The 25450-nt window shown below is 40.8% G+C and carries 24 protein-coding genes; 1 reads left to right on the forward strand and 23 read right to left on the reverse strand.

The features are described from left to right. Nucleotides 1-3: 3 nt before the first annotated feature. The 19 genes from IE199_RS13485 to IE199_RS13575 are packed head-to-tail and all read right to left on the reverse strand — an operon-like array spanning nucleotide 4 to nucleotide 16066. Nucleotides 4-1227, reverse strand: coding sequence for a beta-ketoacyl-ACP synthase (locus IE199_RS13485; RefSeq protein ID WP_189771457.1), 1224 nt, complete (start codon nucleotides 1225-1227; stop codon nucleotides 4-6). Beyond that, the gene (fabG, locus tag IE199_RS13490; RefSeq protein WP_189771459.1) at nucleotides 1227-1952 is read right to left on the reverse strand and encodes a 3-oxoacyl-ACP reductase FabG; all 726 of its coding nucleotides are present in this window, start codon (nucleotides 1950-1952) and stop codon (nucleotides 1227-1229) included. Before fabG ends, IE199_RS13485 begins: the two co-directional genes overlap by 1 nt. Beyond that, nucleotides 1952-2404, reverse strand: a complete 453-nt coding sequence (locus IE199_RS13495) for a hotdog family protein (protein WP_189771461.1) — start codon at nucleotides 2402-2404, stop codon at nucleotides 1952-1954. Before IE199_RS13495 ends, fabG begins: the two co-directional genes overlap by 1 nt. Beyond that, nucleotides 2401-3591: a beta-ketoacyl-ACP synthase gene (locus IE199_RS13500; RefSeq protein WP_189771463.1), complete on the reverse strand. Its 1191-nt coding sequence runs from the start codon at nucleotides 3589-3591 to the stop codon at nucleotides 2401-2403. Before IE199_RS13500 ends, IE199_RS13495 begins: the two co-directional genes overlap by 4 nt. Further along, the gene (locus tag IE199_RS13505) at nucleotides 3588-4142 is read right to left on the reverse strand and encodes a DUF3261 domain-containing protein (protein WP_189771465.1); all 555 of its coding nucleotides are present in this window, start codon (nucleotides 4140-4142) and stop codon (nucleotides 3588-3590) included. Before IE199_RS13505 ends, IE199_RS13500 begins: the two co-directional genes overlap by 4 nt. Then, the gene (locus IE199_RS13510; protein ID WP_189771467.1) at nucleotides 4127-5368 is read right to left on the reverse strand and encodes an NAD(P)/FAD-dependent oxidoreductase; all 1242 of its coding nucleotides are present in this window, start codon (nucleotides 5366-5368) and stop codon (nucleotides 4127-4129) included. Before IE199_RS13510 ends, IE199_RS13505 begins: the two co-directional genes overlap by 16 nt. After that, nucleotides 5349-7586, reverse strand: a complete 2238-nt coding sequence (locus IE199_RS13515; protein WP_189771469.1) for an MMPL family transporter — start codon at nucleotides 7584-7586, stop codon at nucleotides 5349-5351. Before IE199_RS13515 ends, IE199_RS13510 begins: the two co-directional genes overlap by 20 nt. 5 nt (nucleotides 7587-7591) lie before the next feature. Beyond that, nucleotides 7592-8158 carry a LolA family protein gene (locus IE199_RS13520; RefSeq protein WP_189771480.1) on the reverse strand — a complete coding sequence of 189 codons (567 nt, stop codon included), beginning with the start codon at nucleotides 8156-8158 and terminating at the stop codon, nucleotides 7592-7594. Beyond that, the gene (locus IE199_RS13525) at nucleotides 8158-8586 is read right to left on the reverse strand and encodes an acyl-CoA thioesterase (RefSeq protein ID WP_189771482.1); all 429 of its coding nucleotides are present in this window, start codon (nucleotides 8584-8586) and stop codon (nucleotides 8158-8160) included. Before IE199_RS13525 ends, IE199_RS13520 begins: the two co-directional genes overlap by 1 nt. Further along, nucleotides 8579-10114 (reverse strand): HAL/PAL/TAL family ammonia-lyase, encoded by a 1536-nt coding sequence (locus IE199_RS13530; RefSeq protein WP_189771484.1) that lies wholly within the window; start codon nucleotides 10112-10114, stop codon nucleotides 8579-8581. Before IE199_RS13530 ends, IE199_RS13525 begins: the two co-directional genes overlap by 8 nt. Before the next feature lie 7 nt (nucleotides 10115-10121). After that, a complete protein-coding gene (locus IE199_RS13535) occupies nucleotides 10122-11075 on the reverse strand; it encodes a lysophospholipid acyltransferase family protein (RefSeq protein WP_189771486.1) in 954 nt (317 codons plus the stop codon). Further along, nucleotides 11072-11806, reverse strand: coding sequence for a glycosyltransferase family 2 protein (locus tag IE199_RS13540; RefSeq protein WP_189771488.1), 735 nt, complete (start codon nucleotides 11804-11806; stop codon nucleotides 11072-11074). The genes IE199_RS13535 and IE199_RS13540 overlap by 4 nt, the downstream gene beginning before the upstream one ends. Before the next feature lie 11 nt (nucleotides 11807-11817). Then, nucleotides 11818-12177 carry an ApeI family dehydratase gene (locus tag IE199_RS13545; protein ID WP_189771490.1) on the reverse strand — a complete coding sequence of 120 codons (360 nt, stop codon included), beginning with the start codon at nucleotides 12175-12177 and terminating at the stop codon, nucleotides 11818-11820. Further along, nucleotides 12170-13513, reverse strand: coding sequence for an AMP-binding protein (locus IE199_RS13550; protein ID WP_189771492.1), 1344 nt, complete (start codon nucleotides 13511-13513; stop codon nucleotides 12170-12172). Before IE199_RS13550 ends, IE199_RS13545 begins: the two co-directional genes overlap by 8 nt. 4 nt (nucleotides 13514-13517) lie before the next feature. After that, complete coding sequence (locus IE199_RS13555; RefSeq protein WP_229854717.1) at nucleotides 13518-14042, reverse strand: COG4648 family protein; 525 nt, start codon at nucleotides 14040-14042, stop codon at nucleotides 13518-13520. Between the two features lie 26 nt (nucleotides 14043-14068). Further along, nucleotides 14069-14320, reverse strand: coding sequence for an acyl carrier protein (locus IE199_RS13560; protein ID WP_189771496.1), 252 nt, complete (start codon nucleotides 14318-14320; stop codon nucleotides 14069-14071). Nucleotides 14321-14328: 8 nt separating this feature from the next. Beyond that, nucleotides 14329-14589 carry a phosphopantetheine-binding protein gene (locus IE199_RS13565; protein ID WP_189771498.1) on the reverse strand — a complete coding sequence of 87 codons (261 nt, stop codon included), beginning with the start codon at nucleotides 14587-14589 and terminating at the stop codon, nucleotides 14329-14331. Beyond that, nucleotides 14586-15353, reverse strand: a complete 768-nt coding sequence (locus tag IE199_RS13570; protein ID WP_189771499.1) for a lysophospholipid acyltransferase family protein — start codon at nucleotides 15351-15353, stop codon at nucleotides 14586-14588. Before IE199_RS13570 ends, IE199_RS13565 begins: the two co-directional genes overlap by 4 nt. After that, nucleotides 15350-16066, reverse strand: a complete 717-nt coding sequence (locus IE199_RS13575; protein WP_189771501.1) for a beta-ketoacyl synthase chain length factor — start codon at nucleotides 16064-16066, stop codon at nucleotides 15350-15352. Before IE199_RS13575 ends, IE199_RS13570 begins: the two co-directional genes overlap by 4 nt. Nucleotides 16067-16326: 260 nt before the next feature. Here IE199_RS13575 and IE199_RS13580 point away from each other — a divergent pair, with 260 nt between their 5' ends. After that, complete coding sequence (locus tag IE199_RS13580) at nucleotides 16327-17961, forward strand: methyl-accepting chemotaxis protein (protein ID WP_189771503.1); 1635 nt, start codon at nucleotides 16327-16329, stop codon at nucleotides 17959-17961. Nucleotides 17962-18045: 84 nt separating this feature from the next. Here IE199_RS13580 and IE199_RS13585 read toward each other — a convergent pair whose 3' ends face one another. From IE199_RS13585 to IE199_RS13600, 4 genes are all read right to left on the reverse strand, one after another. Beyond that, nucleotides 18046-18792 (reverse strand): FadR/GntR family transcriptional regulator, encoded by a 747-nt coding sequence (locus tag IE199_RS13585; protein ID WP_189771504.1) that lies wholly within the window; start codon nucleotides 18790-18792, stop codon nucleotides 18046-18048. A 374-nt stretch (nucleotides 18793-19166) separates the two neighbouring features. Then, nucleotides 19167-20339, reverse strand: coding sequence for a glycoside hydrolase family 88/105 protein (locus IE199_RS13590; RefSeq protein ID WP_189771506.1), 1173 nt, complete (start codon nucleotides 20337-20339; stop codon nucleotides 19167-19169). Nucleotides 20340-20360: 21 nt separating this feature from the next. Beyond that, on the reverse strand, nucleotides 20361-21908 hold the full coding sequence (locus tag IE199_RS13595) for an alpha-L-fucosidase (protein WP_229854718.1): 1548 nt from the start codon (nucleotides 21906-21908) through the stop codon (nucleotides 20361-20363). A 127-nt stretch (nucleotides 21909-22035) separates the two neighbouring features. Next, the gene (locus IE199_RS13600) at nucleotides 22036-24993 is read right to left on the reverse strand and encodes a TonB-dependent receptor (RefSeq protein WP_189771508.1); all 2958 of its coding nucleotides are present in this window, start codon (nucleotides 24991-24993) and stop codon (nucleotides 22036-22038) included. Nucleotides 24994-25450 lie beyond the last annotated feature (457 nt).

The raw sequence follows: 25450 nt of genomic DNA on the forward strand, positions 1-25450 counted from the left end.
TGATTAGTTCCAGCGTTTAAAAATAAGAGAGGTGTTGATACCACCAAAGGCAAAGTTATTACTCATTACATGATTGGTAACAATTTCTCTGCCAGCGCCTCGAACATAGTCAAGTTCAGCACACTCTGGATCAATAGTGTCTAAATTGATGGTTGGAGCAAACCAGTTGTCATTCATCATATTGATACAAGCCCATGCTTCAATTGCCCCACAGGCACCTAGCGTATGGCCTAAGTAACTTTTAAGTGAGCTTATTGGCACTTGCCCCAACATTTGGTGTGTTGCATGTGTTTCTGCAATATCACCGCGTTCCGTTGCTGTACCATGTGCATTGACATAACCAATTTGTGTAGCATCCAAGTTAGCATCTTCAAGTGCTAATTTAATCGCGCCAGCCATGGTTGCTTGTGTCGGTTGAGTTACATGCACACCATCGGCATTGGTGCCAAAGCCAACAAGCTCAGCCAAAATTGTTGCGCCACGAGCTTGGGCATGTTCTAACTCTTCTAACACCAAAGTACAGGCGCCTTCGCCAATAACTAAGCCATCTCTTGAGGCTTCAAAAGGACGAGGGGATGATTTAGGGGCATCATTTTTAATACTTGTCGCAAAAAGTGTATCAAAAACTGCAGCTTCTGTGACACAAAGCTCCTCTGCACCGCCTGCAACCATCACTTTTTGCTTGCCATATTTAATGGCTTCATAAGCATAACCTATGCCCTGGGAGCCAGAAGTACACGCAGAGCTAGTAGTAATAGTGCGCCCTTTTAACTCAAAAAACACACCAACATTTACTGCCGTAGTATGAGCCATCATTTGAATGTAACTTGTTGCTGTTACGCCGGACATTTCACCATTTTTCATCAAGTTACCAAAAGGCACAATAGGATTGGTTGAACCAGTAGATGAACCATACGCAATACCCGTTGAACCATCAGTTAAACAGTCTTTATCAATTAAATCTGCTTGAGTAAGTGCTCTTTCTGTCGCCAGCGTTGCCATTAATGAAACGCGCCCCATCGAGCGAACTTTCTGTCGTTTATAGTGTTTTGGCTTTTCAAAGTCTGTTACTGGCGCCGCTAAACGGGTGTTTAATCCGTCAACATAATCCCATTCAGACATGTTGACGACTGCATTTTCGCCTTTAACTAACGCGCCTTTAAATGTTTGCCAATCTTGCCCTAAAGACGTGATGGCAGACATTCCAGTCACAACTACACGTTTCATTATACTAACCCACCATTTACTGATAACACTTGGCGTGTCATGTAAGCAGAGTCGTCAGACATTAAAAATGCCACGGTTCCTGCAACTTCTTCAACCTTGCCCATGCGTTTAATCGGCACTAATTTTAAGATTTCATCAACAGGCAAATCGTCGGTCATTTCAGTTTCTATCAACCCAGGCGCTACACAGTTTACGGTAATTTTTCTTTTGGCTAGCTCTAACGCCAAAGCTTTAGTTGCACCAATAATACCTGCCTTGGCGGCACTGTAATTAACTTGGCCTCGATTACCAGCAATACCAGATACTGACGCCATGGTGACAATACGACCACCCTTTCGAGCTTGAACCATAGGCATTACCGTTGGATGTACAACATTGTAGAAACCTTCCAATCCTGTTTTTATAACGGCATCCCAATCATCACCTGACATGGCAGGAAACGCCATATCTCGTGTAATACCTGCATTGCAGACTACGCCGTAATATGCACCATATTGTTCAATATCTTGCTCAATGGCTTGTTGCGCTAATTGGCGATCACAAACATCAAATTGCAACACAGATGCATCTTGCCCCATGTCTTTTATTTCTTGAGCAACCGCTTGCGCTTGTTCTATTTGGCTGCGGCAATGTACAGTAATGTCAAATCCTTGCTTTGCTAACCTTAATGCAATGGCTCGCCCAATACCGCGACTTGAACCCGTTACTAATACACGTTTATTCATTATTGTTCCTTTAAAAATGCTATTGGGTTTTCAGGTTGAAAGGCATTCACTTTCGCCTGTGCAATCACTTGGTTTTCACGTTCTATTTTACATTCAAAAACCGTTAAACCTGAGTCGTCTCGATAGAGCTCTTCAACATGAACTTGATAACTTTCACCCAATTCAAATGCAGGTTGAAACGTTTGATATTTGCGACTACCCAGTAAAAAACCTATATCAATTTTTTTATCTTTATCTAATGCATTAGCACCAGCAAAAGCGGCGATAGTTTGAGCCATATATTCAATGCCGATATAGCTTGGGACCCCTTGAAGCTGTTCTTGATAAAAGGGAGAAGTTGGCAAAATATCTACCTCACAGGTCGCCGAGTCAGCCGTATAGTGAGTTAATCGAGACAACAAAATCATTGGTTCGCGATGAGCAATCACCTCTTCAATCGCGTAGTTTTTCATGCGGTTTTACCCAAAATAACACTGATATTATTGCCACCAAAAGCAAAAGAATTAGACAAAGCATTGTCTAATCGCTGTACTGAGTGGCCTTGAGAAACGGCAATTCTAGCAAGATCAGGCGCAATTCCAAAGTCACTTTTATTTTTTGGTAAAGCACCGTGTGTATTGCGTGGTGAAAGTAACAGCCACAGTAGTGCAGCTTCAATTGCGCCAGCAGCCCCTAAGGTATGGCCAGTAAATCGTTTGGTTGAGCTGCAAGGTACTTGCTCGCCAAACACCTGTGAAACTGCAAGTGTTTCCATGGCATCATTTTTGGGCGTCGCCGTCCCATGTAGGTTGATATAATCAATGTCTTGCCCTGATAAACCTGCATCGTTTAACGCTTGCTGCATCGCTGATTGAGCACCAATCCCTTCTGGGTGTGGCGCAGAAATATGATGAGCATCAGAGGTTTCACCTACACCACGCAACATGATAGGGCTAGTTTGACGAGACATAACAAATAAAGCCGCCCCTTCACCAATGTTAATGCCGTCTCGTTCAGCTGATAATGGGTTACATAAAGTCGCTGCAATTGACTCTAATGCATTAAAACCGTTATTGGGTAAATGGCTTAGCGTATCTACACCACCACAAATAACAAGGTCAGCTAAATCACTTTGCAATAACGCTCTGGCGCTGGCCAAGGCTTTTGCACTAGAGCTACAAGCGGTAGAAATACTGTAAACAGGGCCTTTGGCACCACTTACCGTCGCAATAAAGTCAGCGGGTGACACCATTTCTTGTAGTGCGTAATCAAAATCACTTGGCCATTGCTGATGGTCACAAAATACTTGTCGCGCCACTTCCCCTTCTTTAATGCCCGAGGTACTTGTGCCAACAACGACTGCTATGCGTGTTGCTGGCATATCTTGCGTTAACATATCAATAGCGGGCTTAATTTGCTGATAGGCCAACATCGCTAATTGATTGTTTCGAGTTTGCATCGCTGGCTCATAACCGTCCAACAGGCTTTGCATATTGCTGGTTTCAGCAACTTGACCACACCAAAATACTTTGTCGCTATCTAACGCTTTTGACCAAGGTTTTAAGTATTCTTCATCGGCCTTGTTGATCAGCGAATCAAAAACGCTATCTTTATCATGACCAAGGGAACAAACAATACCAACATCGTTTAAGAAACTCATGAGTTTTGCCTCAGATTTTTAATGCTAAGCTGGTAGCCACGTGTTTTATGCGAAAAGTGTATCAGCTGCTCGGTATATCGCACTTCAATCACTAAAGTATCCTGATGATAAATACGACGATACCTATCACCATTTTCTATCTCTTCAACTAACCTAGCGCCAACAAGCTGACTTTGCACGTCATTCAGTGGCAAGTGTATGACTTGCATATCCGCCAAAACATACTCTGCCTTCATCGGTATTGGGATATATCGCTTTGTTGATATCTCGCCTGTTGCACTTTGCGTTAATTCAAACAAGGGAACACCTTGCAATGACACACCTACCATCACAAATTTATTATGGTTAACTTCAGTGGTCACCAGCATTTGATGGCTTTGTTGAGCAAATTGTCCAGTGACTAACACCTGAGTATCAGCAAAGGTATTATTTTGCGTTAACACTTGTAATGGCCAATTAACACCTGGCGACAATGTCACTTGACCAGCAGGTAAAGTCACACTGCAGCCCATTAATCCCATAAAAAAAACTAGGCTTAACCATTTTTGCATAATTGCGCCAATACGTTTAAACGTCGTTCACTTTGAGCGACATACGGGTTTTCTATATCCCATGCATAACCTGCCAATATTGAGCTGATCATGCTTTTCACTTGTTGATCTTGTTGACCGTAGAAAATAACATCTTGAAATCGCCCATCATACCACGCGGTGACAAACGTTCTAAAACAGTCTACACCTGCTTTTAATGGCTTTGCATAGTCATTTTCTAGATCTATAGACTCGCCATTAAGTTTGCGAACAATTAACGGCGCAATCAGTGAGGCCGACTTTAATGCGATGGTTACCCCAGAAGAAAAAACTGGATCTAAAAATTCACCAGCATTACCTAACAACGCAAAATTGTTGCCATGTAAACGCGACACATTGGCTGAATAACCTTTGATTGTTCTGACATTGTTTGCCAACGTAGCTTGGGCAAGAAGCGCTTTTAAATTGTCCGCTTGTTCGATAAAAGACAATAAGGTTTGTTGCTCGGTTAAGCTAGGGTCAAACCGCGCTGGCTCACCCACAACCCCGACACTGGCTGTGCCGTCTGAAAAAGGGATCAGCCAATACCAAACATCTTTGTACTGTGGATGCACAGTGATCAAAATTTTATCGCGGTCAAAGCTAGGATCAGTGATTTGGTCATTAAAGTGCGCAAAAAATGAATGACGTACAGGAAAATCTGACGGCGTTTCTAAATCCAGTAAACGCGGTAAAACACGACCAAAGCCGCTAGCATCTAGCAAAAACTGACCTTGAACTTGATACTCGTTACCCTGTTCATCTTGTACATCAATTGTTGGCTGGTCATCAGCAACATTTACCGCAAGCACTTGATGACCATATCGAATTTCAACGCCTTGCGCCTCGGCACCATCAGCAAGCACTTTGTCAAAATCAGCACGTTTAACTTGAAACGTTGTGCCAGGTCCAGTGCTAAATTTCTGTGTAAAATCAAACTCAATGTCATGAACCTGATTACAAAATGCCGCACCATTTTTAAACTGAAATGCCAATGACGGTGCTTGTTCTGTAACCTGATCAACTAATCCAGCTTGTGCTAAAAATTCCATACATTGGGGCAATAAACTTTCGCCAATAGAAAAACGTGGAAAGTGTTCTTTTTCGACAATAAGGACCTTAATTCCCTCTCGCGCTAACATCGCGCCAGCAACGGCACCAGAAGGGCCAGCACCTATGATAATGACATCAACTGTTTCTGTTTTCATTTTCTTCCTTTACAACGAGTGGCGCCAAAACATAAACCAAGATCAGGCCAAATGTTACGGTTAATCCAAAATGATAAATCGCTGGTGTTTTACTCAAGGCTAACATGCCAAACACCATTAATGAGGACGCCGACGAGAGGCTAATTGCTAACACATTGCCTTGTGTTACCTGCCGCTCGCGATAAAAAATAAGATAATCTACTGCTAAACCAATCACTAAAATGGCACTGAGTAAATTGAATAAAGTTAAATGACCTTGCACTTGTTGCGCTAGCACCAATGCACCATAAATAGTGCCAGCCAATACGACACTGGCTTTTAATGCGGTTTTCACATCAAAACGCCAGCAAAGAATAAGTAAAATAATGCCAACAGCGAACATTAACCAATAACTAAGCTGATGCCTAAAATGTATCAATACCTTGTTTAACGACGTCTGTTTATCAAACATCATCATGTTTGGCTCTGATGCAATAAGCGCAGACACTTGCTCACTACTGATACCGCTAAGTTCAACAATAGACACATGATTATTATCAACAGTTGTATAAAGGTGCGAAAAATAGTCCGTTACCGTTTCTTGGTTAAGTGTTTGATAACTTAAAAACCTTGGCCGCTCGTTGACGCTAAAGGTTGGCATCATGTGTTGAAGCGCGGCAAACACACCACTAGATTCAGCCTGCTGATAACGGGCAAAATTGTTGGCCTGCCTCTGTTCAGATGGCAACCAATCACTTAATTTATTGATTTTAACTTGTGGGTAATGACTATGCAGTTTAGTGGCTAAGCTTTCTTCTTGTTGCAACAGCTCCTCTAAACTATCGGCGTAAACAAACACACGGACTTTATCTTGCTGTTGCAATAATTGACCATGATAATGCTCCGCTTGCAACAAGGCAGTAGAGCTGGCATTAAACTGTTTAATACTGTCGTCAAACGATAAGGGCTTAAAAAAAGACCACACAATAAACGTACCCACAAAGACGATGGTAAATTGCTGAGCTCGCTTGATGTATCGCTTAAACACCACAAGTTCAATTGTTCTTTTGTTGGATAAATCTGCTCGTTTTATTAAACGCTCTTCCAGTGTCAAGCTAACTAACAAAGCGGCAAAAAGTCCAGCACCAACAAACACGGCGACCTGTTTTAAAATGGCTAATGGCGTAAAGTAAAACAAGGCATAACATAAAGCGGTGGTTAAAAAGGCAAACACAAGTGTTCGGCTAACCTTAACTGACGTTTTAACCTGATGATGTGACAATACATGCAAGCTATAATCTACAGCCAAACCAATGAGTGTGACACCAAAAACTAATGTCATTAAGTGCACTTGCTCAAAGCACCACACTAATGCGGTAAAGCCCGTAAACATAGCCAAAGCAACCGAGCTAACCATCCAGATCAACGGGGCAAACGCTTTAAATGCCCACATCACCAATAACATGGTGCCAAATAAACTCAGCGCGCCAAAGGTGTTCATTTCCCATTTGGCCTGTGCTGCATTTTGTGCAGTGTGAAGTGCTATGCCTGAACTGGTAATTTTCACATTAGGGTAAAGTGTCGCTAACCGTTGCTGCTCGTTAGCAAGGCGGTTTGCCACCTCAATGGCATAATCAAGCTTATTCATTTGACTGTGCTGTGGCGCAATATCAATAAAAGCCAGTACCGGTTTGCCTGCTTGGTGAGCAGCAACAAAGCGGTTGTTTTCAACTTGTAAATTAACGTTATTACTTAACAAATAAGCCAGGTAGCTAGCACTAGCTAAGCTTGGGTCTTGACTAAAAGTTTTACTGACAAATGGCTGAGCTATTTGTGATAGTTGCTGAGCAAAAAATGAATGAAAACGCTCAGTAGAATCAAGTTGCGCTTGGTAACTTGGACTTAATAACAAACCAGCATAGGGTGTATAAACATCGGCTAATTTTTCCAACACTGCGGCATCTGCCACTTTAAGTTTCCAGCCTTGTTTGTTAACAAACTGCACAAACTCGTCATAGGCAGCTGTTTTTTTATCACCAACAAACGAAACCACCAGCTGATTGCTCAGCCGCTCAAATAATAGCGACTCGGCATCTAAAATAATTTGTTTATCATTTCCTGCTGGCAGCACAGATAACATGTCTGCTTGAAACTTTATCCCCTTTGTTATGGCGATAACAAAAAGCACACTGATGATCAGTGTATGTAAAGCAAGCACATGTATTTTAGCCAGCTTCAACTGCCCTACTCCTTAGGCGATGAATTTTCTGCATGGGGAAACACGTTAATTTCGGTGTAATTGTCATTAGGTTCATTCAACCGAATCGATAACATGTTGTTGGCATGACATAACAAAATAGTATCAGCAATCATAGACATTTGCTTATCGATAGGGGCTAACAATACACATTGTGATTGCTCTGTAGCTGACAACTTAAAATAGGACGATAGCGTTAATATATCGCCAGTAACCAAGGCATTAATCACACGGATAAAACTTTCAGACAGCGGTAATTGAGTACGTTGGCCATTGGCGTCAATTTGCCAAAGGTTTTGGCCATCAAACGTTAAAGTAGTTGGCACAGGCGTTTGTGTTGCCCAAATAAATTGCTCAGCATCTTGTTGATAATGACCTGCTGACACAAAAGGCACAGACAATACTTTAAAATATTTTTTTTGCTCAAACTTGCCTTGTTTGGCCAAGGTGTTTGGCAAATTTAATACCTTACTCGCTTGTTCTGCTGTTAATGTCGTTGCTTGCGCATTAAACAACAGAAAAACGAGTGAAATAAAGGTGATTAGCTTAAGCATTAGTCTAACCAAGGTTTAAGTTTTTCTAGGAAAATTGCCGGGCTTTCAAACTGCATTTCTTTACTATTAATACATACCGCCACTTGGATGGTATATGCTTTAGTCAGTTTTTTTCCGGTTTTAACATCTGATATCACGTAATCAATTTTTAAACGAGATTCATATTCTTTTAAATAGGCATCAATGCGTATTTCCTGTGAAAACACAGCAGATCCCACATACTTTAACCGCATATCAATAATGGGCCATGCAAAGCCGGAGTCATGCATTTGCAAGTAGTCGTAGTCAATTTTACGCAACAATTCTCGACGCGCTTCTTCTAAATATCGCGCGTAGTTACCATGCCATACAACCTGCATAGGATCACAATCTTGAAAAGGCACATCAACAATGGCATGTGCGCTTAACAATGCATTTTTACTATTCATAAAGAGCCCAACGCTTTTCTTGAATATGAGCAATGGTTTGCCTTAAGACTGACTCTAGTGGTCTATCTTCAGATAAATCATCAAAATACTCACTGATATCTTGATACATTGCCACTAAAGCTGGTGATAAAGACGTTAACGATACTTCATCTTTGCTGATACGTATTCTAATCGCTTGTACCGCAGCCAATAGCGTGCTGGCTAGTACTTGTTCGGTTAATTGCAGCACACGTAAACCGTCTCTTGCTGCAATCGTGCCCATACTAACTTTGTCTTGATTGTGACATTCAGTTGAGCGAGAAAACACACTTGCTGGCATAGTCAGTTTTAGTGCTTCAGCGGTATAGGCTGACGCGCCAATTTGCACCGCTTTAAAGCCATGATTGATAAAGCGACGGGTATCACAACTTGACGATAAATTTGCCGGCAAACCGTTGTTGTAACGGGTATCAACCAAAGAGGCAATTTGTCTATCAGCCAAGTCAGCTAAGTTAGCAACAGCTGTTTTTAAGCTGTCCATCACCATGGCAATATGACCACCGTAAAAATGGCCACCATGTAAAACGTGTTCGCCTATACCATCAATAATCGGGTTATCGTTGGCAGAATTTAATTCGTTTTCAATGGTAAGTTTGTAAAAAGGTAAACTGTCTTGTAATACACCAATAATATGCGGAGCACAGCGAATTGAATACCTATCTTGCAAACGGTCAGCATTTCTTGGGTGTTCGTGGTGATTTAAATCATCACGTATCCAAGCGGCAATTTGCTGTTGTCCTAAGTGTGGTTTTACCGAAAACAATATTTCATCAAAATGGTGGCTATTCCCTTTTAAGGCAATGCTCGACAACGCGGTAATACGTGTTGCCAATTTTGCTGCATATTGTGCTCTGTCATAGGCTAAACATGAAAGCGCTGTCATAACAGCCGTGCCATTCATTATCGCTAAGCCTTCTTTTGGTCTTAACGTTAACGGCGTTAAATTTAGCTCGGCCATCGCCTGTTTACTGTTGACCACTTGCTGCTGGTAAAAAACGTCACGTTCACCCACCAGTGCACCTGCAACATAAGAGAGCGGTGTTAAATCACCACTGGCGCCAACAGACCCCTCTTGAGGGATCACAGGGATCACATCGTGATTAATAAAGGCGGCTAGTAACTGCAATAATTCCCAGCTCACCCCAGAATAACCTTGGGTTAACGAGGCTAGTCGGGCAGCTAATATTGCTTTGCCTTGTACAAGGCTGAAAATATCGCCTAAACCACAACCGTGAAAACGTGTTAAGTGCAATGGTAATTCGCGTACTAAATTCAATGGAATTTCTGTGGTTACCGAATCACCATAACCGGTTGTTACGCCATAGATAACCCCTTCTTCAGCTAATAAGCTATCTAGAAAATTAACAGCGCTATCAATACGCTTTGCAAAGCTTTCATCAGCTGAAATTTTAACGCCACTTTCACTGGTAGCAATTGCAACGATGTCGTCAATCGACAGCCTACCATTGCCAAATTCTATTGCGTTCATTTTTACCTTATTTATCGTTATTTCGTATTGACCCATCGTCTTTTTGCCAAAAATCGAAAAAGTTAAACCATTGAAATGGGTATTGCAGCGCATAATACTCCAATCGCTGTGCATATGCAGTGATTAATGCGCTAAGTGTTTCTTTTCGTTGTTTTCTTGGTAATTTCAACTGATCTGATACTTTCTCAAAAACCAGATGAAAACCCTGTGATTCTTTTAAACAAAATAGCCAATATACAGGGCACTCTAATAAAGCGGCTAGAATAAAAGGCCCTTGAGAAAATGGTGCATCTTGACCTAAAAATGGCACGTACTCTACTCGGCCAGCTTGAGTGACACTGGTGCGATCACCAACAATCACCACCATTTCACCACCGTCGACTTTTTCTTTCAACATGATAGCCAAAGCTGGCGACATCTCAGTGACTTGAATCAAGTTTACTGACACTTGTTGATTAACACTTTGCAGCACTTCATTAAATTTGACGGCATTTTCAGTAAACACCAACACATTGATCGGTTTTTGATATTTTCCTTGGCTTAACGCCCTACACACTTCTAAATTACCTAAATGTGAGCCAATAAAAATAGCCCCTTGGCCTTGCTCAACCAGTTGCTTAAAAGTTGAATCGTCGTTGTAGGTAATATTTTGTTGAGTAATATGACCAAGCCAAGCATCAAGTTTATCAAACGCCGAATCAGCAAACTTGCAAAAATGTTTTAGCCCAACTGTAAAACTGGGTTTAGGTACAGATGGCGATATTTGATGCGCTTTGGCGAAAAACTGATATGACGCTTCACGTGCACTGCGGCCAGTGACACACATAAATAACACCACGGGGAATAGAAAAACCCACAACACACGACGGCCAAAGACTCGATAGACCCAAAGCAAAATTTTTATGCCTAAAATTGAGCCACGCTCTTGTTGACGTGACCAATGCTGTTTGGCCTGACTCATGGCTTCGACCTTCTAAACAGCAATTTAGGCAAGCGCAATAACATGCCAAAACAAAGTTTAGTATGCATCCAAGAAATACGGACATTGTCTTCAAAGGCACGAAAATGTGAGGTACCCGCTTCAGGATAAATCACTTTTGTATCAATAAACTGAGTATTAGTACCTCGCCAGTACAATCGCACAAGTATTTCTATATCAAAGTCCATGCGTTTACCAATATTGACCTGATTAATTAACGCAACACTCGGTTTTAACGGGTATACACGAAAGCCACACATGGTGTCTTTTAACTGCAAAGATAAGGTTTCGACAATGACCCAAAAGTGGGTAATGTAGCGCGCCCAATATCGATGTTTTGGAATAGAGTCATCATATACTGGCTTGCCGCTAATCACGTCTTCCGGGTGTTGATGTGACAGAGTCAACAAGCGAGTAATATCGTCAAGGCAATGTTGCCCATCAGCGTCAACTTGTATCGCGTAGTCAAAGCCGTTTGCTAACGCATATTTTAAGCCCGTTTGTACCGCGCCACCTTTTCCTTGGTTAACGTCGTGATGTAACAAAGTTAATGATGGCGTTGAGCCTTCTATGGCCACTAACTGTTGCTTAACGGTTTCGTCACTCGCATCGTTTACCATAATGATCGGCAGCTCAAAGGCTGTTAACGCACTGATCAATGAGTCGATACATGCAACATGGTTATAATTGGGGATAACAAAACAATAACGCACTACGGTTCCTTTTATTCTGCTAATGTCACAATGCGACCAGAAGCATGAGTGCCTTTTTCCGATACATATTTAAAGGTAAATTTATTGGCTGATTTTTGTGTCAGAATTAATTTCACCTCTAATTCTGGTTGAATCACCACTTGAAACTTAAGCACTTCAACATTTTGCACTACATGAGACGATAAGGTTAAATACTGGCTAGCAAAATGAACCGCCCAATCTAACTGTGCAACGCCAGGCAATACAGGCGCCTGCGGGAAATGGCCTTTAAAATAGTCGATTTCAGCACTGATATATAAAGTGAGTTCGGTTTCATCGCCAACCGTGTTTACTTTGACAAGGTCAGGCAATAAGTGATTGAGTTCAGACAAACAATTTCTCCAATTCTTTCACGGGCAATTTACCTTGTGCGTTAAAAGGAAGTTCAGTTAGGTATCGCCATTTACGCGGTATTGTCACTAATTCAAAATGTTGTTGTAAATGTATTTTTAACTGCTGACTGACCTGACGTGCCCCCTCCTGTTGCAAGTGTTGCCAGCCTTTTGCATTTAATTGAACTACTGCAGCTAAAACCGTGCGCTTTCCTTCTAAGACCAATAACTTAATATCTGTTACCCATTTATGGTTTTTACAGCACAGCTCCATTTGCGTCAGATTAACACGCTTTTCTTCCAGTTTAATGGTTCGGTCAATTCGCCCTAACAGCTTTAACTTGCCGTCAATGAGTTGACCGGTATCATCTAATGGCATGTGCTGCTGGTGAATAAACGGCGAATTTAAAATCAAGCGGCGACTCTGTGGCTCGACTTGACAACTAACACCAGGAAAAAACTGCCATAAATCATCTGACGGTGCACTTTGTTGGCGATAGGCAATGCCACCAGTTTCAGTGCTACCGTATACTTGAGTCACAGCAAGGCCTAATTGATAATGTAAAGTCAGCGCATCTTGAATTGCCAATAAACCACCAGAACTGAAAACATAGCTCAATCTATTGGCAACGTCAGTAATTACGTTATCTTGCTTAAGCCTTGATAAAAATGCTGGGCTAGAAACCAAGATAACTTGCTGGTGTTGCTTGATTAAACTGGCAAGTTCTTCAGGGTATTCAATGGTATTTGTCACCTGACACTGCAGCTTTAACGGCAACAATGCACGAAACAAAAGTCCATAAATGTGTTGATGCGACACCGTTGAAATAAACACACTGTCAGCTTGTATCTCAAACAAGGATGCCAGTGTTGCTAATTCGTTGTTAATTAATGGCCAATCTTTAACTATCGCTTTAGGTTTACCTGAAGAGCCTGATGTAAAAAAGACAATGTTGCCTTCAGTTGGCCAAGCTAAAGGCGCATTTTCAGTTTGTTGTGGCGTAGCTTGTACTGTTGATGCGTGTTCATCTAACAATGTTTTTCCACTAACAGACACCGCACCACAGCAATAATCGACATGTTCAGCTAATTCATTAAGCGTACCTAGTTGATCATTAGGCGGTAATACAACTGTATGTTGCTCAAGTCCTAATGCTATCAACCGAGTTAAAAAAGCATAAACATCAGCTTCAAACAACAATACCTTGGCAACGACACCATGGGGAATGCTCTGCCTTAAAACGTTCCTAAAGTGAGCAACGTCATTAATAAAGGTTGCGTCACTAAAGTTTATTGTCTTTTTACTAACTGGCGCAGCGGATGAAGAATTATTCATGGATTTAACTATGTTTAACTTTTTGCCTAACTAACCATTCAATGGCAAATAATAATGCAACTAGGATATACGATATCAAGCCGTTATAGAGTATCCACGCTTGTTTAGACAAGCAAAGCGCACTGTATAACGATACCGCAGCATTTAATGCAAAAAACGCACACCATACTTTTGTCACATTTTCAGTGTATTTAACCGCTTTATCACTTAATTCTGGCTCTTTAATACGAGCAAATGTTTCAATAATACTCGGCTTATTGATCAGCGAGTAGGCAAACGCCAACATCATAGCGATGTTAACCGCCACCGGATAAAGCAAGATGCCCAATTCATTATTGGCAAATGCAGACATCAACAACACCATCGCACCCAAAGCAAAAGCAACAGGTAACCAAGGCATTTTGGCTAACAATGGTTTTGACAAAAACAAACGTAAACTGATCAAGGCAAGCAGTGCAATGCTTAACCATCTTGGTGGTAAATATTGTAACCCGATATAAACAACAAATGGGTAGGCTACAAGTAGCATACCCATTGATATGTTTAAGATTGTGTTTACGCGGTTAATAGTAGTTTCTCTATTTCGTCAATCACATCTTGTACGGTTCTAACACGTCGAAATGCGTCAGGATTAATTTTCTTACCTATGATTTGACTTAACTTAACCACTAAGTCAACAGCGTCAATACTGTCAAGTTCAAGGTCTTCATATAAATTGGCTTCAAGCGTAATATCGGCCTCGTCTATCTCAAAATCTTCCACTAAGATTTCGGTTAATGTCGCTAACATTTCTTCTCTAGACTTCATGGTTTTACCTACTTCTCTCTCACGCTTTCTATGAAGGCACATAAACTGTTTACTGATGCAAAGTGCTGTTTAGTTTCTTCTGAATTTGCATCTAGCTTGATATCAAAACGCTTTTTAATAGCTAAACCTAGCTCTAATGCGTCGATGCTATCTAGACCTAAACCATCGACAAAAAGTGGCTCGTCGTCTTTTATTTCGTCTACTGTGATGTCTTCGAGATCTAGTGTCTCGATTATTAACGTTTTAACATCAAGTGCTAAACTACTCATGCTTTTTTTAGTTCCTGTATAAAGTGTTGTTCTAAAACGGCAGTAAATTGTCTGCTCATTTTACTCATGGCTTGACCTTCAGCCATTTCAAAGTTGGGAGTGCTGTTTGATATTCTTAAAGTGAATAACGCTCGCCTTTGTGGAATATGATACCACTTTTCAGCTTTTGTTAACGTAGTTGGCGTAACATTTATAACAACAGTGGTTATTGCTGCTCGACACCTTAGAGCAATATTGGCTGCACCACGCTGAAACTTAATTGTTTTACCGGCAGTGGTACGTGTGCCTTCTGGGAATATAATTAGATTATTCCCGGCGGCTAACGATTGATTGCAATCGTCCATCACACCGTCTGCACTGTCGTTACTGATATAACCGGTATTGTTCAATATCGCTTTCATAAAAGGATTTTTGAACAAACTGGCTTTAACCACACAATCAGCATTGGGAATAATAGAGATCAACACAACAACGTCAATTAAAGACGGATGATTAGCCATAACAATATGGCCACGTAAATTATTTAATTCTTGTTTGTTTTCAATGTTAAATCGAATAGTGCCGGTAATGTTCAATACCTGTACAAAAAACTTAAAAAGATAATGCACCATTTGGCGAGTTTTTTGGTTTCGCACCATTTGATCGCGATACATTAAACGTTGTAAAGGACAAACAAAAATTGAAATAAGTAGCCCACCAAGACCAAACAAGGTGAAACAAAATGCCGTTGAACACAATCGCCAACAATAACTTAAATACTTCATAAGGCGAGCTTTATTTGACCTGTGTTTCTTGCGCCAACAATATGATGTTCCGCTAAACTATTGTTGTTCATTGCATCAATAAAGGCGATGGCCTGAGGTATATCTTTATCTGGTAGCGTTTCATGACTTGGTATCAAGTCAAAAGTACAAGCTCGGCCATGTTCGGCTTGTTTTGACAGGATAAAAGCAACGGCATGATCAATTTGCTTTTCATCACTGAAAACTTGGTATTCTTCGGGTAATGCTTGGTCACAATGTATAACCAATATCTCTTGGATTTCAGAACTTTTTAATCTGGCGTAAGCATCAATAACACCAGCTAAAAATGTATCTTTACCGGCTGATACCGTATTGGATGCAGCAACGTTGTTAGTCAAAATACTCAATAAACCTGCTGACGCGTTATGCACCGACATACTAAAAGCCGTAGGTGATAGACTTTCTTTAGCAGCGACGGTATCGAGTAGCCCAGCCGTTTTATGAATATCGCCGTGCCTTGTAGAAAATACCACGGGGATTTCTTCTCTTCCGTCTAAAGCTTGGTGTGCACAGTGTAGCGCTATTTTAGTAAAAGCACTTAACCTGCGCCTTTGCATTGCGGGCACCCAATCTAAAACGGGTAATTGTTCCTTGGCAAAACGTTGACTTGAACCCTGTTCAACTATACTCGACTCTGCAATTAGGTAACTTAAATGATGAATGTAAAATTGCACGTTGTTGTTCCTAGTATCGAGTATATTTTGGTTACTTTTAAATAAAGCGGCGAATTATATCTGTTTATTTTTGATATTCAATCTTTCTATTCTTTGAGAAATAAAACATATAGTTAACCACCCATTAACACTGTATCAACTTGGTTTATAAACTCTTTGTTCAATACATAAAAAACATCATTAAAACAGTAAATAAGGCTATTAAAAATAGCGATCTGAATTATACTTTTTTCAGTTGTAACAAGGATTAATCAATACCCATGAATATTTCCACTATTAGAGTTAGATATACATTACTGTTTTCTATTATTGCCCTGTTATTTATTATTTCAATGGCTTTAAATTATTCGCTTATTAGTAAAACTGAAAGCGGCATTACCAGTTTTTCAAATACCTACAATCCTGCTATTTCTGCGGTACTTAATGCTGATAGAGATTTATATCAAGCCAGAGTTGCTGAATTACAATTATTGTCCACTTCGCCAGGTTCAAAAGCAATTTCTTCTTTCAAAACTGATTTTGAAGAAAATGCCAAACAAGCCTTGGACAGAATGCGCCAATACCAAGGCTTAATGTCTGGTTCTCCTGAAGTATTAGCCAAACTTAGCGGCTTTGACCAAGCCTATGAACAATGGAAAAAACAAGCTTCGCGTGTTATCCAGCTGATTAATAGCAGCCAGTTAGCAGAGGCAACACAACTAAGCGAAGGTCAATCACTCGAAGCGTTTAACGCACTTCGAGAGTTTTACAATACCGCAGGTGAAGAAGTAGACCGCTTAAGTCAAAGCGAATCTGAACAAACGATCACTTCAGTTAACAATCAACAAGTCGTCTTATTTGTTATCAGCACCATCATTATTGTCGCTGTTGTTTTCATTGGCTATTTTGCACCCATGAGGCTCTCCAATGCACTACTAACATTGTCGACGCAAATCAAAGAAATCAACAGTGGCGATGGCGATCTAACGCGTCGTATTAATTCAACAAGGCAAGATGAAGTGGGACAAGTGGCCAACGACTTTGATCAATTGATAGATACACTAGCAACGCTACTGCATTCAATAGTTGAACAATCTTCACAAGTAACCCAAAGTATTGAGCACCTCGCTGATGGCGCTTCACGCATTCAGGACACCAGTTTAGCGCAAACCGAACGTGTTGAATTAATTGTGACCGCGGTAAATGAAATGTCTTATGCCATTCAAGATGTTGCACAAAATGCGCAAGAAACGGCGTCTGAAATTGACGAAGTTAACAAGCTAACTAACCAAGGAAGTGAGGTTACCCGAGCATCGGTTGAACAAATTCAAATGCTTTCTGCCGCGGTTGATAATGCAACCGACGTCATCACCAAACTTTCAGTGAATTCTTCTGAAATCGCCTCGGTCATTGATGTTATTCGTGGCATTGCAGAACAAACTAACCTGTTAGCACTTAATGCGGCAATAGAAGCAGCTAGAGCGGGAGAACAAGGCAGAGGGTTTGCGGTGGTTGCTGATGAAGTTCGTACGTTAGCCAGTCGAACACAAGAATCAACACAAAGTATTCAAAACATGATTGAAACACTACAAAACGGTGTTAAAGAAGCGGTAAGTTCAATTGGCGAAGGTAAACAAGCGACTATTACCACAGTTGAGTTATCTCAAAAAACGTTAGAAGCATTAGAGCAAATCACTTTGGCTTCTTCACGAGTTTCGGATGTAGCCACACAAACGGCAACAGCAACAGAAGAGCAAAGCCAAGTAGCACAAGATGTTAGCCAAAACTTAACTTTATTAGCTGACCAAACACAAGAGAATATGGACGAAGCACGCCACAACGGCGACACATCAAAAGCCACCAGCCAATTAGCTTATGCGCTGGCCAATTCAGTTAACCGATTTAAGTTAAATTAATTGTTTGTTGCTGTAATTTAAACTAACCAAAAAGGCTGGTGTTTTATCACCAGCCTTTTTGGTTAATACCATTTGATATAACAACTAAACCGAGCCTTCTTTTAAAATTTTAGCCACTTTTAAATGTTTGTCTCGGCTATTAGCAAGATGAGCTCTGGTTGCTTCTCTTGCTTGTTGTGGCTCTTTATCTTCTATCGCTCGAGCAATTGCAGTGTGTTCCTCGTGGATAATTGACAAATACTGCTCTCGCGTTAATTTGTCGTATTCACTGATCAATGTACGTCTTGGAATTGCACCTTGGCCAATATAGCGAATAAAGCGGCCAAAATATGGGTTGCCCGAAGCATCAGCGATAGCTAAATGAAACGCCAAATCTTGCTCCATAGCATCACCACCAGCAAGCACCTCTTTACTAAAGGCTTCCAGCGCCTGCCATATCGCATGCATTTGTTCGTCTGTGCGGTTTTTTGCTGCCAATGCAGCCATTTCAAGTTCCACTGACATACGCAATTCAACAATGTGAACCGCATCTTCTACCGAGGTAAACTCGGTTTTATCTATTGAAAAAGGTTTTTGGCTTGCCGCATCAGCAACAAACATCCCAACACCTTGACGACTAGATATTAAACCTTCGGCTTTTAAGGCGGCAATAGCTTCGCGAACCACGCTGCGACTTACACCTGCCTTTTCTTCAATTTCTTTCGCTGGAGGAAGTTTAGTTCCTGGCGTTAAATTTCCTTCAAGAATTTGCTTGCGTAAGTTGATCACCAAATCCTTGGTTAAATTACGTGAACTTTGCAGTTGCGAAATATTTAGTAGTTGCAGTCCCATGTTATTTCTTCCACACCTTCCCTTAATTCAGGGGTGTTATTTGAGCTCGCCATAAAATCATTGTAGTTTATATTATTATCGATTAAATGGCAGCGTTTAATCATATGAAGTCGGATAACAATATGAATTACATCTGTCATATTGCTATTACGAATACGAATAAAACCCCAAAAGTGAACGAATGTAAAGGCCGAGCTTTAGATTGATTGCTTTTGGAGTTGAACATTTTGTTTGATTTATCGTTTATAGAGCAAGTGGTTAAGGTCATTTTTACTTTCCTAACCACTCCCCTGCTTAAACACTTTTTTATATGTATGGCGAAAACACTTAATCAGTGTCACAAGCGTTTGCCATTACATTTAAGTATTTTTTATTTACTGAGCTTTTTGTAATCGAATAACTTCAGCACCAGCACTTAAAAATGCACCTACACCATAAACTTCAGTTTTATTTGGGCCAGAATCACCGGGCGCCGCACCAACGGGTTGAACATATCCCAGCATGCCATTTGGTTGAATTGAGGTTTCTAAGGCATACCAACCGCGTTTTACTGTATTAATATATTCATCTTTTTCTAATAGGCCTGAATTAATTCCCCATGCTAAACCATAGGTAAAAAAACCCGTTCCACTGACTTCTTTGTTTGGATAACCTTCTACACCGCCCAATAATCCCATTGGCCAGCTACCGTCAGGTTTTTGTAATCCTTTTAAACGTTTAGCCATTTGTTTAAACAAATCTTGATAAAATGCTTTGTGTTGCCATGTATCAGGCAAGTCTTGCAACATAATGGCTAAACCACCAAATACCCAACCATTACCACGTGACCAAAAGACTTTTTCACCATTTTTTTCACGTGCATCGAAGAAGCTAGAATCACGGAAAAATAAACTTTCTTCAGTGTCCCACAGGTAGTTATATGTCGCCATATACTCTTCATGCATAAAGTCTAAGTATTTTTGCTCATTGGTAATTGCAGCTAAACGAGCAAACACTGGTGGTGCCATAAACAAGGCATCACTCCAGCCCCAGCGTGTTAATCTGTCGGTGCCTTTTTTCCATTCCAACGAGCCCGTCTTGCGGTTTGCCATGATCCAATCTAAGTGATTTTTTATCGGTTCAAACATCTTTTTATCACCAGATTGTAGATACAAATCAAAGTAAGCTTGTCCTACAGCATAATCGTCTGCATGATAAATACGACCTGGGTACTTGTCATAGGTTGTATCACGAGTCCAATTGGCTTGTTCACCTCGCTCAACCACCCATTGCTGGTATCGCTCGTCACCTGAAACTTCTGCCAATTCAAGCATGCCAACGTATAACGTTGCGTTGGTCCAATTTGCAACACCATGTTGCTTAGTTAACTTACCGCCTTTGTTCCAATCTACTCGCTGTGTCCAATTGTTGATTTGCCAATTGGCGACACGTTTCATGTTTGTTTCAATTTGCTCAACATCAGCCAGAGGCGGTGCTGACTGCTGATTTGCACAAGCCGTTAATACCAGTGCTGAAGATATAAATAATAAATGCAGTTTTTTTAACATGTTTACTTCTCTTGTTTATATTTATTCGTTTTTAGCTGTAATTTTAAAAGCGTAAGCATACATATGCTCAGCTCTAAAATGTTCAGGATTAAATTCAGGCATATTGACCACTAAGTCTTTTCCTTCATTTTTCCAAGACAAAATTTGCTCACCCGCTAACAAGCTCACTTGACCCTGTTTTGGTAAATTAAAGTCTTTAATGCGCAATGTGTTACCGGGCCATTTAGGTGAAATCGCATAAAGTGCGTTAGTTTTGCGGGTAAAGAAGATATCTTTGGTCGCATAACCTGGTTCAGGATCAACCGTCAGTTTTAAGATATGTTCACCACTGACATATCTGTCATCTGATTTATATTCGCGATCACCTTCAGACCACTGAACGGGCTTATGCCAACGTTGTGTCCCGTAAATTGCCTCACCATTAACCTTGAGCCACTGACCAATTTGCAACAACCTTTCTTGCATGATCACCGGAATATTGCCACGCGCATCAGGCCCTACATCTAACAACAAGTTGCCACCGTGACTAACAATATCAATCAAGGTTAACACTAACGCGCGGGTTGAGGTGTAATCGGCAATATCTTCATTTTGGTTATATCCAAATGAAAAGCCCATGCCACGGCATTCTTCCCATACTCGGTGTAATTCACCACTTTCATATTCTGTTGTGAGAAAACCACCGTGTTTTTTATACGTTTCTTTACCCCAGCGATCGTTAACCACAACCTTTTCTGCCACAGGTGATTCGTTGTATAACCAAGCCAACAATTCTGGCGTTTTCCAATCATCTGATGGCATGCTCCATTGGCCATCGGCCCATATGAGATCGGGTTGATACCGGTTAACCAAGTCCTTAAATTGTGGATAGAAGTGTTCAGTGACATAAGTTGGGCGCTTTGCCTCATCCTTCCACATTGGGTGATACCACTCATATAACGAATAATACAATCCCAGTTTTAAGTCTGTTTTGCGAATGGCTTGGCTAAACTCACCCACGAGGTCGCGTTTGGCACCAACTTCCATGCTATTCCATGCAAAACCACGTGAATTGGCTTCTTTACTCGGCCAGAGAGTAAAGCCATCATGATGTTTGCTGGTTAAAACCACGTAACGAGCACCGGCGTCACTAAATAGTTGTGCCCATTCATCAGGCTCAAATAAGTCGGCAGTAAACTGCTGTGCTAAATCATAATAGCTGGTGTTTTCACCGTACGTGCTCACGTGATGATCTGGAATTTCATTTCCAGTAAATTTTCCGTTACCCGACAATTTTCGCTCTTGCAACCAATATTGATACCACTCGGCATAGGTACCTTTGGGCGAATATGCTGGCACCGAATACGGCCCCCAATGGATAAAAATACCAAATTTAGCGTCAGCAAACCAAGGTGCCAACGGGCGCGAATCGAGTGAGTCCCAATTAGGCTGATATTGCGCCACAGTTTCGTCAAGTTTTAAAGTTGGCGTTGTTGCACCAACAGTTAAACTGATACCAGCCACAACTAAAGGCATAATTTTGCAAAACAGTGCCTTGCTCAACGACGTTTTTTTTAAAAGATGCTTCATTTAAGTTTCCAATAGTTTTAACACAGTTTTGCTTACCCAAAATGGGAAGGTTCGGCCCAGACTCAGCTTAAAGGAGAAACATATAAGAACTAGGCCTCACCTAAAACAAAACTTTTTGCGTCAATGATTAAAAGCGATATTGCACCCCTAAGTTATATTTAGCACCAGCACTAGCAACATAGTTAGTTAGCTGGCGATATTTTAGGTAGCGTTCGATATCTTGATCATCAACATTTACCGCAGAAAACGTCACTTTTAGATCTGGGCTGATATTATAGTTGGCCGAAATATCAAGCTGCCCCCTCTCGTGCTCCATCTCAGGTAAAAACTGACCTGTGCCATAACCTAAAATAGTGTTGGCGTTTCTTACAAAGGTGTCGCGCCAGTTATAAGCAAAACGTAAACTAAAGGTGCCATCGTCATAAAAAGCAGTTACGTTATAGCTATTTTTTGATAGTCCAACACGTGGGATTTCACTACCTTCGTCATCAACCATTTCGCTGTTTTCAGTGCTATAGGTGTAGTTTGCACTCAAACCTGCATGTTGAATAATTGGTAACTCAGTAAAACCAAAAGATTGTACCCAGTTGGCTTCGAACCCTTTAATTTTTGTACCAGGCAAGTTAACCTTTTGATTTACTTTGTAAAGTAAACCATCAATTTTCATGTCCAGCTCGTAGTCAGGATAACCAATGCTGCTGTCGATGTCTTTATAAAACACTGCACCTGCTAACATGCTGTCTTCATTCATGTACCATTCAACTGAAAGATCTAAGTTGTCTGCCAGCATGGGTTCTAGATTAGGGTTACCGGCACTGCCTGAGCCGTCATAACCAGGAATGCTGTCCTCACCATCAAGAGAGACACGAATTCCTGGTGATAAATCAGTTACCGCAGGGCGAGCAATGGCGCGATAATAAGCCCCCCTTACCAACAACTCTTCTGACAATTCAACATTGACGTTTAACGTTGGTAGCAGGTTGTTGTAACTGCCTTTTAACGTGATTGGATCCCACTGATCCGTTTTGATTTTGTAAAAACCACTCGATGTAGTGTCTGTTTTCACATAACGTAAACCTGCATTACCAAACACCCCAAAACCAGCAACTTCAGTATCAAAATCGGCTCTTACATAAAGTGCAGTGGTTTTTTCTTTTACTTCGTAGCTAGAACTTAAAATTTCGTAGTAGCCAAAGCCTGTTTCAGGATTAATTGCACGTAACTCTGGCAAGCCAAACATTTCTTGGAAATAATCGAAAGTACAAGTTGCGTCAATAACATTGCGATTAATATTACCACTTCGGTGTGACATGACGTTGCCATCAATCACTTTATGGCACTGCAATGCTTTTTCCGCATATGCCTTTAATTGAGGATCGGTATTGGCATCAGGGTTTACCTTAATTTCACGTGCAGCAAATGCAATTTGTTGATCGCCAACAAACTGGTTTTTACTGGCGTTATAGTTAGCGTAGCGCTTGCTGTTAAATGAACGTTCAGCAATGCGCGCGCCCATTTTAATTTGGGTAAACACTTCACCGTCTAACAGGTATGTTGCGTCAAATTTTAATGATGTGTCTTTATTGCGAACGTTTGAGCCACCACGATCCATTTTTACATATAAATAATGAGGATCCATGACATTCGCAGAGTCAAATGGTACAAGCTTGTCAGGTGTTTCACTGTAAAATGGTGCTTCGTACGCCTGAAAGTCAACAATATCTGAATTGGTTAAATCAAAATCGACGATGCCTGACCAATCAGCAGCACCAAAGTCTTTATCATGGTTCCAATCCACCATCATATAGGTTGAATTTGAGTTAGTTTCTTTTGTACCTTTTGCATAAGAAAGTTCAGCACTTAACGATAACTTGTCGTTAACGTCGTAATCACCGCCTAAAGTGAATTTCTGCGACTCGGTATCTGAAAAGCCATTTGACGGTAAGCCGCCCATTCTAGCATTAGCACCGCTAACGCGACCTTTGGTCATGTAGTAAAAATCGCCATTAGGTTGGTTGGCTAACAATTCATAATGATTATCGCCACTGGCCATAGGCATCGCCTGTGGTCGACCAAGTCGCATACCGTGATATTGAGAATTTCTAGACCAGTTATCACTCGATGTGTACGTTGCATCAAAAAATATATTGGTAGCATCGTTAGGCTGCCATTGTGATGATAAACCCAGTGAATCACGCTCAGATTCTTTTTGTAGCACACTAACAATGTAAAGTTGCTTCATGTAGAAAACATCGTTTTTATCTGATACGCCGTCCCCATTGGTATCAATGGCATCATCGTAGCGCCATTGACCATTCTCACCACCTTCTGCAAATGGCGCAGCTGGGACCATATCGCCAGTTCGCCTTAACCAACCGCCAATACCATCGTCGGTACCGTCTGAACTTTCCGTGTAGGAGGTAACCGTTTTACGACCAGCAGTTAACATTAAGCCAAAGTCACCTAAAGCGGTATCGCGCAATTGCTGACCTGCAATCAAGTTGAAATCAGGCTCTACTTTGTCATTTTTTTCTAGGTACTTAGCTTTGGCTGAAACGTTAACAAAGCTAGGTTTATCCATTTCCAACACACGTTTTGTTTGCAGGTTGATGGTGCCACCAAGTGAGCCTTCAATACGATCAGCTGTTGGCGCTTTTAGTACTTCAATACCGGAAAACAACTCAGAAGGAATATCTTGAAAGTTAACACTGCGGTTTGCACTAGTGCCTACTAAGGTTTGGCCATTAATTTCAACATTGTTATTAGAAATACCACGAATCTGTACAGTAGAGCCTTCTCCATCTGAACCTCTAGACATTTGAATGCCAGTAACACGCTGTAATGCCTCAGCAATATTTTCATCTGGCAGCTGGCCAATGTCTTCTGCCGAAATAACATCTTTAATTTCTTTTGAGAAACGCTTTTCGTTCATCGAAGCTTTAATACTGCGCTTAATACCAGTAACTTCGATTACCTCAATTTGTTCTTCAGCTTGCGTTTCATTTTGAGTTTTAGCTTGCAGCTCAAACGGGGAAATAAAATACAACATTAATAATGTTGCCGCGTTGTAGGGAGACGTTTTCATAATTTTGTACCTTCTCTTATTGTTATCTAATTTTCTGACTTGTTTCTGAGTTATTATTTTCTACATTCTTTTATGATGTATGATATCTGACATGAGTATGCCACTAAAATAAACAAATGAAAACACCAAGAGACATTTCGTAACATTATGAAAGCTGATGTGCGACAAAGACAAGAATATGAAAGCAAGAGAGGCTTGACAAAAACCACCTCAACCCTTTGTTTTTCTTGAGACTTATTTAGCCAACACTTTAAACCAACTGAATATTTACACCCGAGATAAAAATTAATATACAGCTTATATTCTGCTGCGTTTTTAACGTTTTTAAACAAATACACAGCTGTACAAACCTTGCACTTGTCTGACATCTAAGGTTAAAGTCAGAATTTTAAATTGAACATAGAGTTTAGGTGTGTTTAAGCGCTTGCTACCTTACTTTGTCAGTAAAAAGAAAACA

Origin of the sequence: Thalassotalea marina (genome assembly GCF_014656435.1) — a bacterium.
GTDB classification, from domain to species: Bacteria; Pseudomonadota; Gammaproteobacteria; order Enterobacterales; family Alteromonadaceae; genus Thalassotalea_C; species Thalassotalea_C marina.